The organism is Chitinophaga sp. LS1, assembly GCF_034274695.1.
In the GTDB taxonomy this organism is placed as follows: Bacteria; Bacteroidota; Bacteroidia; order Chitinophagales; family Chitinophagaceae; genus Chitinophaga.
In genome coordinates this window covers 4,056,074-4,070,029 of sequence record NZ_CP128362.1, presented here as the reverse complement: position 1 = coordinate 4,070,029, position 13,956 = coordinate 4,056,074, and the positions used below count along the sequence as shown (strand labels likewise).

Genomic DNA, 13,956 nt, shown 5'->3' with positions numbered 1-13,956 from the left:
TATAATCACGGATTTTGTTCTATCTCAGGATTCAGTCCAATCACATAAGTCGCAATCGGGAATACATACCTGTTGCTGGATGGGTCCAGTGTATAAGTCTGCCCCTGCCAGGTACGTGTATATGTCTTTGTAAACAAAGGATCATCTTTCAAACGGCGCTGATCCATCCATGGCAGCAGGCGGCACATGAATTCACGTCTGCGCTCTTCTACCACTTTTACAATCGCATCGTTTTTATCAGTGGCAGTCATTGCTACGTAGTCAGCGGCCTGAAAACGTTTTTGTCTCAACACATTTACCTCTTCCATGGCACCAGTTGCATCACCAGCACGTGCCAGGCTTTCTGCCTTTATCAGGATCATCTCTGGAACAGATGTACCAATATTCCTGTTTTCATAGTTGATTTGCTCACGACTAAAATACCGGCCGGTATAGTCACTACCAAAATAGCTGGCAGCATCATTTGTGAACAACTGGTATCGCATATCACTAGTACCCAGCAGGTTCAGGATATCATCACTCAGACGCAGGATGTAAGGAGAATAGGTAAAGCCGGAGGCGGCTATTTTCCCAAAGATGATTTCCGGATCACTCTTCCTGTAAGGTATGGTATTAATAGTACCCAGGTCGTTCAATGTATTTTGCAATTCCAGTGTACTATCTGCATACAGGCCAGCATTTACATAATCACTTTTCAACAGGTAAAAACGTGCCAGCAGCGAGTAAGCGGCCGCCTTATCAGGCAAGGTGTTATAACTGCTTGCTGTAGGCAGGGATTGTAGGGCAATTTTCAGGTCTGCCTCAATCTTGTTGTACACAGTAGCGACCGTAGCACGATTCAGTTTCTGGTTCAGATCCGGTGTCAGCACAAGCGGCACACCAAGATCTGATGATGAAGTGGTACCGTACGGTTTAGCGTATTCATTCACCAGGTTAAGATAAGCATCTGCACGATGTGTCAGCGCCTCTGCTATCAGCTCCGCTTTTGCAGAATCAGTTCCCCCCGTACTAGTAGGAACTTCGTTGACAATTATATTACAATTATAAATACGCCCGTAATAAGTATCCCAGTCTGGATCATGGCTGGTGGTCACTTCAAAGATCGGTGCCTTCCAGGTATAAACATTCCTGATAAATAAATAGTCACTGTATCCTTCTATCGTCTCCTGCTGTGCACTATCCACAATGGCCACGTCCGCTGCTGCCAGGTCCGTCATCATACCCCCCGGTTCAAAAGTGGAGGTACCGTTCAAAAGGTAACGATAATTATCAATGGCACTCGGTATCAGGCTACCCTGTGTTTTTACATCCGTATATTTACTACAGCTGCTGGTCAGCGCAAGACCACTTAACAACAGCATTGAGAGATATTTATTGTTCATTGTAATTTTAAATTTTGGTTAGAAGCCTACATTCAACATCAAGTTGTATTGCGGTGTAGCTGGCAGGTGCAGCACCGTACTCGCCAATGCCGGTACATAATCAGGATCAAGGCCCAGCTTGTTCTTCTTCCAGATCAATCCCAGGTTACGCACTGCACCACTGATTTTGATATTTTTTGCAAACACTTTTCCGGCCATCTCCGAAGGCAACTGGTAAGACAGGGAGATCTCCCGCAGACGAATATAATCACCAGGCTGAATATTTACATCAGAATAAGCATATCGGAATACGGAAACAGCTGCATAAGAACCCGCTATACCCGGAACGATCGTATTGGCTTCATCCCCTGCTTTCTGCCATCTTTTGGCAATATCTGCAGAGGTATTGTAGTACAGCTTCCTGGAAGTAGGATATTGGGTGGCAACCGGCGCACGGAATACCGAACCAAAACTATAAGTAGCCAGTACAAACATCGACCAGTTCTTATACCGGAAAGTATTCTGAAGGGAACCATATACAGGCGCTGATCTGCGACCCATATATTTAACAGCACCCATATCTGTCACCGTCGAATTGGCACGTACTTTATTCCCATTCTGGTCATAGATCCTGGTCCAGCCTAAACTGTCAAGGCCTGCATTCCTATAGGCAAATACCGCATCAGATGCATATCCTACTATCACACCGGAAAAACTGGAATAAAACGAGCTTGTAGGTTTCAGCAGACTGCTGGTTACCTTGTTTATATTATAAGAGAAGTTGATTCCCATATTCCAGCCCAAATTCTTTGTATCTACAATCGCACCGCTTACGCCCAGATCAATTCCCCTGTTGCTCATGGTTACCCCATTTCTATATACTGAATTGCTAGCGCCCAGCAAAGCAGGGTTTACCTCCAGGTAATAAATAATGTCTGATCCTTTCTTATTATACAAATCTATTGTACCACTCAGGCGGCCATTCAACAAACCATAATCGATACCAAAGTTCGTAACATACGTATTCTCCCATTTCAGTGCCGGATTAGCCGGAGAAGTAACAGTAGCATATGGCAAACCTGTCTGATCATCAGACCCCAGTAAAGCAATATTTGTAAATGGACGGAGATCCTGGTTGATATTGCCATTCACACCAAATGTACCACGCACACGCAGAGAATTGACCCAGGTCACATCCTGCATAAATCCTTCTTTTCCTACATTCCAGCTCAGGCCAGAAGACCAGAAAGGCCGCGCACGATATTTTTTATCCAGCCCAAAATTGTTATAATCATCATAGCGTACGCTACCAGACAATGTATATTTACCCTTGTAGGTATATGCAGCATTGCCATAGTAAGATAAATAACGCTTCAGGTAATCTGTCTGGGTAGGATAGCCACCCAGGTAACCACCTGAATAGTCCATGGTTTCATAATAGGTACCGTATGCTGTAGTAACACCTATACCAGTCTGCGGGTTGTATCCATAAATCGTATAGCTATTGGCCGAATTTAGTGTCTGTCTGGCCTCCATACCTGCCAGCGCACTAATCTGGTGATCTTCTTTAATAGACCTGTTATACGTAAACTGACCACGCACACTATAGTTATTCATATTATTGTTGGTCGCCTGTAGTATACCTCCATCAGGGAAATTATTTGTAAGCGTCGTACCATCCATCACCGTTCCTTTGTTGTAAAGGTTCCTGACATAAAAGCTATTCACGTTCTGCATATTTCGGATCGTGAAGAAATCACGTTCCTGCATATAAGCAGCATTGAAGCCTACACCTTTATATATCGGAATGTCCAGCGTGATGGTACCTGAATAATTGTTATCATGGGTATACTTACTATTCATCTTCAGCTCATCAAGGTAGTTGTAAGACCAATTCCTGTAGCCCAGGTTTTCCAATGAATCTGCGTAGTGCTCTCCAATGGAATAATAGAAGTTGTCGTGGATATCATCGTAGGGCATAAAAGTATTCGATCCATTCGCCAGTGGGGTCAGACCAATACCATTATTTGCATAGTTAAAAAACGCACCCTTCAGACTTACGCCAAGTGTGATTTTCTTCAGGATCTTAAATTCCTGATTAGCAACCAGGTTGATACGTTCTCCATAGTTACCAACAGTGCTGGTATTTTCTTTGGAATAGGCCCCTGACAGGTAATAGGTATGTACATCTGTACCACCGCTTACTGACAGGTTATAGTTTTGTGCATTGGCAGACTGCATGAGGTAATCACTCAGCTGGCTATAGTTATTTCTTTTGCTCAGCTCAGCGACCTTTGTATCATATTCACTCTGTGTAATACGACCGGACTTCAGCTGAAACGCCAGGTCCACACCTTTGTCTACATAATATTTAATACCGGAAGTATAGGGATTGTAAGACGCCGCAGTCACGATACCTTTATCGACCAGCTCCTTGTCGAATGCCAGCGCCTGTGCACTGTTCATCAGTTTAAGGTAACCAATATCAGGGCGTGCCTGCGTGCTGTATGCTACACCGAAGTTCACAACCGGTGTACGTAAACGGCCTTTCTTTGTTTGAATCACGATTACACCGTTGGCAGCACGTGCACCCCAGATAGAAGCGGCAGCAGCATCGCGCAGAAAAGTGATCTGCTCAATATCGTTAGGATTCAGGGTCTTTAGATCGAACTCAGTTGGGAAACCGTCTACAACTACCAGTGGAGAGGTTTCACTCTGCAGAGTAGTTGTACCACGGATATTAAAATTGTAGTTATTTGCGCCGATGGTACGGGTATTACTTGCAGGAGCAGGGGTGACGTTGTCGTACACAAAGGAGTTATCCCCCGCGGTGAGCTGCATCTGTAAACCAGGTACCATCCCTTCCAGGCGGTTAATCACATTTGCTGAAGGAATTTTTTCCAGCTCCTTCGCCGTGACTACGCCGAAGGAACCAGTTGCACGCTCTTTAGGCAGGTTTACATAACCGGTAGATACTACTTCAACCGGCTTCAGGTAACCCGTTTTATCTTTCAATGCCACTCTGTAATACACTGCATTGTTCACAGGCAGCACCTGGCTCTCATATGCAATGCAGGATACCTGGATCTTAGTAGCGTTCACTGGCACCTTGATGGTAAACTCCCCACCACGGCCTGTTACTGTCATGTACTTTGTACCAGGCACCATAATAGTTGCAGAAGAAACAGGGGCCATAGATTCATCGGTCACTACACCTACCAGCACTCTCAAATCAGCACCACTGGTATCAACAGATCTGTTAATCTGCACCTGAATCATTTGTACAGCAGGCTTCTGGGAAGCTGTCTGATCAGAGACAGCTTCTTCAGGAGCCACATGGTTGGTTTTATCCTTTTCTTTAGTTTTATCAGAAGTGCCGTAAATAGCATACTGTGAGCCGCCCAGTTTCCTGAACTTCAGATTGTATGGCTTCAATACAACAGATAGGTAATCTTCTACCTTCTTAAAACTGTCATCGGCAGGGTTATCCACCCGCTTATTACTGATCAGTTCATCTTCATAGATAAAGGAAACATGAAATTGCCTTGAAGCTTTGTTCAACGCTTCTTTCAATGTGAGTGTTGGTTGATTTTGGCTGGCTACGGCAGCAAACATCTGCAGGCTGATGGCAAGCATCAGACAACAGAAGGCCGCAACCTTTTTCAGATTGATCATGCCTGTAAGCAATTTTGATTTACAAAAAATAAAATGGTAGCGTACCTGTTTCGAAACTTCAGTTCGGCTGTCCCTTGTCCTTAAAATTAGTTGGGTGTTACTATGATGGTTGATCCCTGCTGTGTCACTTTTGCATCTAATATTACAGCAAGCGCGTTCATAAGAACTTCTTTGTCGGTCATTTCGATTTCTCCGCTGATGGTCTTTTTTAAGAGCGAAGAATCAGTTGCCTGAATCTGGTATCCCCAGTCGTCTTCCAGTACACCAAAAAAGTCGGCTACAGGGGTCTGGTCCAGTTGCAGTTTGTGCTGCTGCCAGCCCGTTACTTTGGACACGGGTACTTTCTTTTGTACTAAATCCTTTTGTTCACTGTCATAGCGGGCCATATCACCCGGTTGGGACAGGATCAGCTTTTTCTCCGCAGAAGCAGCTACCATTATTTTGCCTGTATTTAATACAACAGCGGTAACCCCTCTACGGTTGCGAATGTTGAAAGATGTTCCCAGTACATGTACGTCCACGCCATTGCTGTGTACGTCAAACTGCTGGTGTACACTCTTTCTGACATTGAAAAAAGCTTCTCCTTCAATCCACACTTCCCGGTTGGTCCATTCTTTTTTGTAAGTGATAGCAGAGTGCCCATTCAATGTCACTTCAGTACTATCTGGCAGGTATATGGTTTTAATTTCTCCAAAGTTGGAGGCTATGTTCACCTCTTTGTTTCCCGGGCGGAAGATCAGCCAGGAAGCGGCGGCAATAACGCCTACGGCGACAGCGGCACGGGCAATGTATACCAGCGGACTTTTGCGCACATAGATCTTATTATTACCTATATTATTATAGATCTCATCCCACATTTCACGTTGTTGCAGCGGCGTTGGGCGCTCATGCACAACGTACAGGCTACGGGCGATAGACACGGCGGCATCCACATCGGCAGCTTTGTCCGGGTAGGCAGTCACGAATGATTGCCAGAATGCGGTATTAGCTGCGTCAGGGAACTTAACCCACTCCAGGAAGTAAGGTGATGTAGCCAGTTGGTGGCTGGTATAATTACGATAACTATATATGGAATGGTGCATCCGTTCGTTCTGTTTTAAGGCCCTTTGAATATATAAAGACAAAAAAGGGTCAATTGTGCCCCACGTTCTTTAACTTTTTTTTAAATTTTTTTTATCCTTTCAGGATAGTCAGCAGCAGTGCGGTGCCTGCGGCCCCACCCATCAGCTCTTTCAGCGCAGCCAGTGCACGGGCGGTAAGCTTGTAGGTACCTCTTACCTGCATGTTCATCAGATCCGCGATTTCCTCGAAGGAGAGGTTTTCAAAAAAGCGGAGGTAGATGATTTCCCTTTGCTTGCTGGTGAGTTGGAGGAGGGCTTCCTGTACTTTCTTTTGCAGGATGGCCTGTTCTTCTCCGGCGATCAGGTGAGTGTCTACGCCGATTTCGAAATGAAATTCCGGCTGTTCATCCGTATAAGTTGTATTCGCTCTGGATTTAAGTAAGCGGAAGAGGTGGTTTCTGAATGATTTAAGAAGGTAGAAGCTATAACCGCTTTTTACCTGCAAAGACTGCCTGTATTTCCACAGGGAGATGAAAGTCTCCTGCACAGCGTCTTCTACCAGGTGCATATCACTGGTAAATTTCCTACCATAACTGTACAACTCATCGTTATATTGAAGGTATAACGCTTCAAGACTGTTTACATGACTTTCACGAATGCCATCCCATAATGATTGTTCTCCTGACAAACTGAGCAGATTTTTATGATTGTATTTTTTTTATCTGATTATAAAAAAAATATAAAAGATTTTTCCCCTTGCTGCCGCAGGCCAAATTCGATTCAAACCAGCCCATTCAAAATTAACATATTATACGTACAAATACCTTTTTTTCCCCTTGCAATCAATTGCGTTCACAATTTATTTTGTTGATTACCAACATATTTATACCTTTAAATCGCATGCATGCAATACCAATTTTGTCACTGTGAATGGCACTAATTATACATCACCCCAAACACTGATCCACTAGCTAAGGTATTATTCACTTCCATATCTTTTCGTTTCCTGACAGCGGTTCCGATCAATGCCGCGATACCTTGCTGTCCCAATTGAATTCACCCTGAATATTAAGACGCATATTTTTCGTTCACTCCCAAAAAATCACCACAGGAAATGTCTAACATTAAGATTTCAGATCTGGTAGCTGATTTACAAAAATCCAGCACCCAGTGGCAGGCAAGAGAAACCACCGTCTCTCAACTGCCTGCCGTATCATGGGGTCCAAACCGCATAGACGTATTCTACCCTGGCCAAACCTACAATATGATGCACAAATGGTGGGATGGTCACAACTGGAGTGGCGACGAGAACCTTGGTGGTGTGCTCTCCTCCGATGTGGGCGCTTCCTCCTGGGCCGCTGGCAGATTGGACTGCTTTGTGGAAGGCACCGACTCTCAGATGTACCACAAATGGTATGTATAAAATACCTCCCCATAAATCGCTTCTGCCTCAGGGCGGAAGCGATTTTTTCCTAAATTATATCCGATGAACGCTGAAATCAAAGAACTCACCCTTGGTACTTCCCTCCCTGTTGTGCTTCCAGGCCTCGGCACTGCCGGCTTTCAATGGTTTGTTACAGTCTCCAATCCTGACTGTGTAGAAGTCGTGCGCTACAACTATACCGTCGATACCATGCGCATGGAAGCTGGTAATAGTCTAGACGTTGTATTCATGATCCACTCCAAAGCACCCGGTCAGACCACCATCTTATTCGAACAAAAAAGAATATGGGAAAAAATGAACCCACCCCTCAATACCAAACAACTCGATATAACCGTAGTTAATCATTAGAATAAAAAATATATTTAAGCCTCCCCACCCTTTTTCCTTCTCGCACAGTATTTATTTAGACGCACTATATCTATTTCCTGCTACGGCCTATGCCGTCGCATATTTTCATTTATAGCTAACCTATAATGACCATTCATGAAGCACTTCTTTACCCTGATACTGTTGACCGCGTTAACCGGTTGGCAGTCCCTATTTGCCCAGACCTTTGTCCCCATTCCTGTCTCCGGCTTTAATGCAGACATTGTAGCAGAAGCCGGGAACAGCGCACTGGCTGCAACGTCTACAGTCATTGATGGTAGCAATCACGTGATTCATACTACAGCTTTCGCTACAGCTAACGGCGTATCCGGAGGGATTACACCTACCGGGAATTTTGTAAGTGGTACCAAAACATGGCAGATGGCCGCCTTCAATGCAAACAATGCTTTGTATATGGCGGTACCCTCGAATGCTGTACCTAATACTGTTGGAACAGGAACACTAACACTCACTACACCAGCCATCTACAGTAAATTAAGTCTGCTCGCATTTGCTACAGAAGGTACCGCTACGGTATCTGTATTGCTCACCTTTACGGATGGTACTACTTCCAATGCAGGCACCATCACTATCAAAGACTGGTTCAATGGTACACCCGCTGTAGTGACCGGCTATGGGCGCATCACACGTACCAATGCCCCTATGACCGTGGATGGATTGACAACCAATCCACGCTTTTATGGTTTTGATTTCAACATCCCCTGTGCGGTATTGGGTAAGTCACTGGCATCCGTTACGTTTACGCAGTCAGCCGCCACTGGTGGTACTTCGAGAGCGCTCATCCTCGCATTGGCAGGTGTGCAATACACACCTATTGTTTACAGCAGCACGCATACAAATGCCATCTGTGGTGGTGCCAATGGTACGCTTACACTGACGGCAACGAATGGTTCTACCCCTTATACATTCAGGTGGAATACCACGCCTGCACAAACTACAGCGACAGCTACAAATGTACCCGCAGGCGCATACATAGGCACACTGACCGATGCGAATGGTTGTGTATTCACGGTGAATGATACAGTGGCATTAATTTCCTCCGCCACTATTACAGCGAGTGCCAGTGCAGCGGCTATTTGTGCAGGAGATCCTGTTACATTGACTGCCACACCTGTCAGCGGCACGGTCACCGATTATTCCTGGTCGCCTGGAACCCTCACCGGACAAACAGTTACGGACAATCCAACGGATACCACCTCTTATATTGTATCGGCAAAAGATGCTTTTGGCTGTATCATAAAAGATACGGTAGATGTAGTGGTAAAGCCGACGCCTACATCATCGTTTACAGTCACACCTGCTATTATTTGTCTGGGTGGTACAAACACAGTAACATTCGATGGCACGGCGACTACAGCGGCAACCTACAACTGGAATAACTTTGCCGGCGCCACTGTACAAAGCGGTGCAGATAGCGGGCCTTACCAGATCTCTTTTCCAGGTGCAGGTGATTTCAATCTGCAATTACAGGTCACAGATGATGGTTGTGTATCTACCGTTACTACACAACCGGTGACCGTATCTGCCCCACCACAATTAAATATCACTGTAAGTAAATCACCCATCTGCGCAGGAGAAACGACGACCATTTCCTTTACTGGTACTGCTTCTGCTGATGCTGTACCCACATGGGACTGGGGAGGTGGAACTGTACAAACAGGTACAGGCTTTGGGCCTTATGATGTAAAATATGCGAACACAGGTTTTATCAACCTGACCGTTGTGGATGGTGCGTGTACAGCGACCGCCATACCTGATACTGTCAAGGTGATTCAACTACCCGTGCCTGCATTCACACCTGACATCACACAAGGCTGTGCACCTGCTGCCATTACCTTTAACAACACATCGCGCAATGCAGATAGTTACCAGTGGACATTCGGTGATGGTGCGACCTCTGTGATGGAAGATCCTTCGCATACTTATAATAATACAGGCGTATATACTGTCACACTCACTGCTACCGCACAGGGCCAATGCCCGATCACCATTACAAAGACATCGCTCATCAGCATTGTTCCCATGCCCATTGCATTGTTTAGCTCAGCACCGGGACAAAACATCACGGTCGAATTCAAGGATGCGGATTTCTTCTTCACAAACAATTCTCAGAATGGCGGCAGTTATGAATGGGATTTTGGAGATGGAACCGGTTCAACTGATTTTTCACCTGAACATAAATATGAAATGACCGGCGACTTTCGTGTTACCCTCTATGTGACCAATGATATCGGCTGTACAGACAGCATCAGCCGCGCTTACTACAAAGTGATCCCCGACCTGGTGCTTGAGATCCCCAATGCTTTCAGTCCGAACGGCGATGGCATCAATGACCGCTGGGAAGTAGATGGGCTCAAAGCCCGCCCGAATGCGACAACCGAAATCTTTAACCGCTATGGCCAGATTGTATTCAAAGGTATTGGTTACTCACAATGGGACGGTACCTGGAAAGGACAGTTGATGCCATTTGGTACGTATTACTATATCATAAAACCAGCCCCCGGGGAAAAGACCTATTCAGGATGGGTGACCCTGCTTCGTTGATGTTAGTCCATAATTATAATAATATATTTCCATGACACGAATCTACTTCGCCTCTCTTCTCTTACTACTCTGCCTATGCAAATCCTATGGGCAAACGTATACCCCCGTACCGATTACCGGGTATGCCATCGATGCCTTTGCAGAAACAGGCACCGATGCATCGGCAGTGACCACTGTCGGACTTGACCTCCAGCTAAAGGTATTGTATACAGCTACCTTCGCAGCCACCAATAGTCTTGCAGCCGGGTTACCGGATAACGGGACGATTGTAAACGGTACGCGTACTTACCAGCTGAAGAACTATGATAGTTTGAATGCAATATTTCTTTCTGCCAATGCGACTGCACCGGGTAGTACCACTACAGGTACCTATACGTTGCTCACACCTGCGGCTTATTCCAAGATCAGTATACTGGCATGGTCTACAGAGCAATCCAGTACGTTCAATGTAACGCTCCACTTTGTGAATGCACCTGATATCAATGTGGGTACATTCACAGTGGCGGACTGGTTTGGTGGTAGTAACCCTATGATCAATGCCATTGGTCGTATACCAAGATTGACGGCGCCTCCTTATACTGTAGAGGGATTAAGCAGCAATGATCCGCGCATGTATGCAGTGGATATTCCTGTTCCATGTGATAATCAATCACAGTTTTTATCGTCTGTTACCTTTGATTATATCGTTGGCAATAGTGTGGATTCACGTGCTGTGATAGCGGCTATCTCTGCGGTGCCATTTGTACCGTTGACAGCGACAGCGAGCATGGTGCCTGCTACCTGTGGGTATTCCAATGGTAGTATTACAGTAGCAGTAAGTGGAGGTACTTCGCCAATAACGCTGGCATGGAATACAAATCCAGCCCAGTTTACCAATACAGCCACAGATCTGGCTGCCGGTGCGTACACAGTAAGTATCATGGATGGGAATGGTTGTGTAACGCAGTTTGATACCACCCTCTCGCAGAACTCACCGATCACGATTGCGGCGAAGGCAAGACCTGCGGCAATTTGTGCGGGGGCATCTACTACGATATATGCAGTGCCTACAGGTGGCCAGATTGTAAAGTACACCTGGGAACCCGGGGCCATTGGTGATTCCAGCACGATCATCACACCTGTCGCATCTACACAATATACAGTGACGGCAGAAGATGCTTTTGGTTGTATTGTAAAAGACAGTGTTGAAATCAAGGTGAATGCACAACCAGATGCGCCTGTTGCTACAGCGCCTTCAGTATGTCCGGATAGCACAGCAACATTACTGGTCACTAATCCTGTAGATAGTCTCACATATAACTGGTATCCCATGATCTCTGGTGGGGATAACCTCGGTTCAGGTGAAAGCTTTACAACACCTGCTATTATTGGCAACACATCTTATTTTGTAGAAGCGGTGAATGGTTCCTGTGTGAGTCAGCGTACGCAAGTGACAGTGACCCCATTTGAAAAAGTAGATGCGCCGAAAATAAAAGCAGATAATACATCCGGCAGTACGATCACATTTACCTGGGATCCTGTACCGGATGCTACCGGTTATCTCGTATCTGTAAATGGCGGTGCATATACCGATCCTAGTTCAGGGTCTACAGGTACTACACATACCATCACTGCACAGATGATAGATAGTGTGACGCTCACAGTAGTAGCACTGGGTGCACTGAATTGTGAGAACAATGCGAATAGTCTGACAGTAAAGCTGAAAGCAGACCCGATTTATGTGCCAAATGCCTTTACGCCAAATGGAGATGGATTGAATGATATATTCAAAGCAGAAGGCAATACGATTGCCGCATTGGATATGATGGTGTTCAATCAGTGGGGAGAATTGATTTTCCATACTACAACGTTAGGCACTGGCTGGGATGGGACTTATAATGGGAAGAAACAACCGACGGGGGTGTATATGTATACCATCCGGGTGATACAAAACGATAAAACGATCATTACGAAGAAAGGTGCAATCAATCTGTTGAGATAAATAAAAATTAATTTTGTAGGCCATGGCCTACAAAATTAATTTCCCTGCGGAGAAGGATCACTTCTGCCTTCGGCGGAAGTGATCCTTCTCCGCTATCTTTTTTAATAGTCCTCCCCCCCTTTTTAATCCCCCCATCCCCCGTAACTTCGCGCTCGTAGAGAAGCAACTTCTATTTCCTCACGTTTATTAATTACAAAGAAATGATTCCAGCTAAAGGATATGCTGCGTTTGACGCCCAGGCGCAGCTAGGACCTTTCAATTTTGAAAGAAGAGAACCAGGCCCTCACGACGTACAATTCGACATCTTATATTGTGGTGTATGTCACTCAGATCTACATCAGATCAAAAACGAGTGGGGAAATTCCATCTACCCAATGGTACCCGGCCATGAAATCGTAGGCCGTGTCACTGCGGTAGGTGCACATGTAAAGAAATTCAAAACCGGTGATCTCGTAGGCGTAGGTTGCCTGGTAGACTCCTGCCGTGAGTGTGAAAACTGCGCAGATGGCCAGGAGCAGTACTGCCTGAATGGTTCTTCCGGCACTTACAACAGCTATGAGCAGGATAAGAAAACCATTACCTACGGTGGTTATTCCAACAAGATCGTGGTAAGCGAAGACTTCGTATTACTGGTATCGGACAAACTGCACCTGCCTGCAGTCGCTCCATTATTATGTGCAGGCATCACTACCTGGTCACCACTTCGCCACTGGAAGGTCGGTAAAGGCCATAAAGTAGGTGTACTGGGTCTAGGCGGCCTCGGCCACATGGCGGTGAAATTTGCCGTGTCTTTTGGCGCAGAAGTGACCATGCTGAGCACCTCTCCATCCAAGAAAGCAGATGCTGAGCGCCAGGGCGCCCATCACTTCCTGCTCACCAGCGACCAGGAACAGGTAAATGCAGCCAGAGGCAAATTTGATTTCATTATCGATACCGTTTCTGCAGAACATGATTATGGGATGTACCTGGGTCTGCTCAAGACTAATGGTGTACATATTTGTGTGGGAGCACCTCCAACACCGGCTTCTGTGCATGCTTTTGCTTTGATTGCAGGCCGTAAGTCGATCGCAGGTTCTATGATCGGTGGTATTCAGGAAACACAGGAAATGCTGGACTATTGCGCCGAACACAACATTGTGTCTGATATCGAACTGATTGAGATGCCTTATATACAAAATGCGTACGACAGAATGCTGAAAGGCGATGTACGTTACCGTTTTGTAATTGATATGGCAACACTATAAAAATTAAAATAAGCAGGCTAAAAAGCCTGCTTATTTTAATTTCCAAACACCCTACCACTCATCCACCCATTCCGCCACCCATATATTCCTTTTTTACAACCCAACCCCTCCCGAAATTTTAATCGCTTTTTAAGGAAACATTAATTCTGGCCGAATTGTCACGGGATTTTAACAAAGTGACTTAACTATTTTCAAAATCTTTGAATTTTACAATTTTTTGTTTGAATAGCACAATAAAAATCGCCAGGATTCTTACCAT

Annotated in this window: 9 protein-coding genes; 5 read left to right on the top strand and 4 right to left on the bottom strand. The window is 45.4% G+C overall.

Annotated elements, in window-relative coordinates; all coding sequences use genetic code 11:
* Positions 1-5: 5 nt before the first annotated feature.
* The 4 genes from QQL36_RS16850 to QQL36_RS16835 all read right to left on the bottom strand — a co-directional run bounded on the left by QQL36_RS16850 (position 6) and on the right by QQL36_RS16835 (position 6,785).
* Positions 6-1,382 carry a RagB/SusD family nutrient uptake outer membrane protein gene (locus QQL36_RS16850; protein WP_321570370.1) on the bottom strand — a complete coding sequence of 459 codons (1,377 nt, stop codon included), beginning with the start codon at positions 1,380-1,382 and terminating at the stop codon, positions 6-8.
* A gap of 18 nt (positions 1,383-1,400) precedes the next feature.
* Positions 1,401-5,036, bottom strand: coding sequence for a SusC/RagA family TonB-linked outer membrane protein (locus tag QQL36_RS16845; RefSeq protein WP_321570369.1), 3,636 nt, complete (start codon positions 5,034-5,036; stop codon positions 1,401-1,403).
* A gap of 86 nt (positions 5,037-5,122) precedes the next feature.
* Positions 5,123-6,118 carry a FecR family protein gene (locus tag QQL36_RS16840; protein WP_321570368.1) on the bottom strand — a complete coding sequence of 332 codons (996 nt, stop codon included), beginning with the start codon at positions 6,116-6,118 and terminating at the stop codon, positions 5,123-5,125.
* A 91-nt stretch (positions 6,119-6,209) separates the two neighbouring features.
* Complete coding sequence (locus tag QQL36_RS16835; protein ID WP_179091261.1) at positions 6,210-6,785, bottom strand: RNA polymerase sigma factor; 576 nt, start codon at positions 6,783-6,785, stop codon at positions 6,210-6,212.
* Between the two features lie 426 nt (positions 6,786-7,211).
* On the opposite strand from QQL36_RS16835, the gene QQL36_RS16830 reads away from it, so the two are divergent.
* The 5 genes from QQL36_RS16830 to QQL36_RS16810 all read left to right on the top strand — a co-directional run bounded on the left by QQL36_RS16830 (position 7,212) and on the right by QQL36_RS16810 (position 13,697).
* A complete protein-coding gene (locus QQL36_RS16830; RefSeq protein WP_321570367.1) occupies positions 7,212-7,520 on the top strand; it encodes a hypothetical protein in 309 nt (102 codons plus the stop codon).
* 63 nt (positions 7,521-7,583) lie between these two features.
* Entirely contained in the window at positions 7,584-7,889 is a 306-nt protein-coding gene (locus QQL36_RS16825) for a protease inhibitor I42 family protein (RefSeq protein WP_083727216.1), read from the top strand.
* Between the two features lie 135 nt (positions 7,890-8,024).
* Positions 8,025-10,472 carry a PKD domain-containing protein gene (locus QQL36_RS16820; RefSeq protein ID WP_321570366.1) on the top strand — a complete coding sequence of 816 codons (2,448 nt, stop codon included), beginning with the start codon at positions 8,025-8,027 and terminating at the stop codon, positions 10,470-10,472.
* 31 nt (positions 10,473-10,503) lie between these two features.
* A complete protein-coding gene (locus QQL36_RS16815; protein WP_321570365.1) occupies positions 10,504-12,453 on the top strand; it encodes a gliding motility-associated C-terminal domain-containing protein in 1,950 nt (649 codons plus the stop codon).
* Positions 12,454-12,653: 200 nt separating this feature from the next.
* Positions 12,654-13,697 carry an NAD(P)-dependent alcohol dehydrogenase gene (locus QQL36_RS16810; protein ID WP_321570364.1) on the top strand — a complete coding sequence of 348 codons (1,044 nt, stop codon included), beginning with the start codon at positions 12,654-12,656 and terminating at the stop codon, positions 13,695-13,697.
* The last annotated feature ends 259 nt before the right edge of the window (positions 13,698-13,956 follow it).

Coding starts and splice junctions, on each gene's coding strand:
- QQL36_RS16840 (WP_321570368.1), bottom strand. CDS start 6,118: ATGCACCATTCCATATATAGTTATCGTAATTATACCAGCCACCAACTG.
- QQL36_RS16820 (WP_321570366.1), top strand. CDS start 8,025: ATGAAGCACTTCTTTACCCTGATACTGTTGACCGCGTTAACCGGTTGG.
- QQL36_RS16850 (WP_321570370.1), bottom strand. CDS start 1,382: ATGAACAATAAATATCTCTCAATGCTGTTGTTAAGTGGTCTTGCGCTG.
- QQL36_RS16810 (WP_321570364.1), top strand. CDS start 12,654: ATGATTCCAGCTAAAGGATATGCTGCGTTTGACGCCCAGGCGCAGCTA.
- QQL36_RS16830 (WP_321570367.1), top strand. CDS start 7,212: ATGTCTAACATTAAGATTTCAGATCTGGTAGCTGATTTACAAAAATCC.
- QQL36_RS16815 (WP_321570365.1), top strand. CDS start 10,504: ATGACACGAATCTACTTCGCCTCTCTTCTCTTACTACTCTGCCTATGC.
- QQL36_RS16825 (WP_083727216.1), top strand. CDS start 7,584: ATGAACGCTGAAATCAAAGAACTCACCCTTGGTACTTCCCTCCCTGTT.
- QQL36_RS16845 (WP_321570369.1), bottom strand. CDS start 5,036: ATGATCAATCTGAAAAAGGTTGCGGCCTTCTGTTGTCTGATGCTTGCC.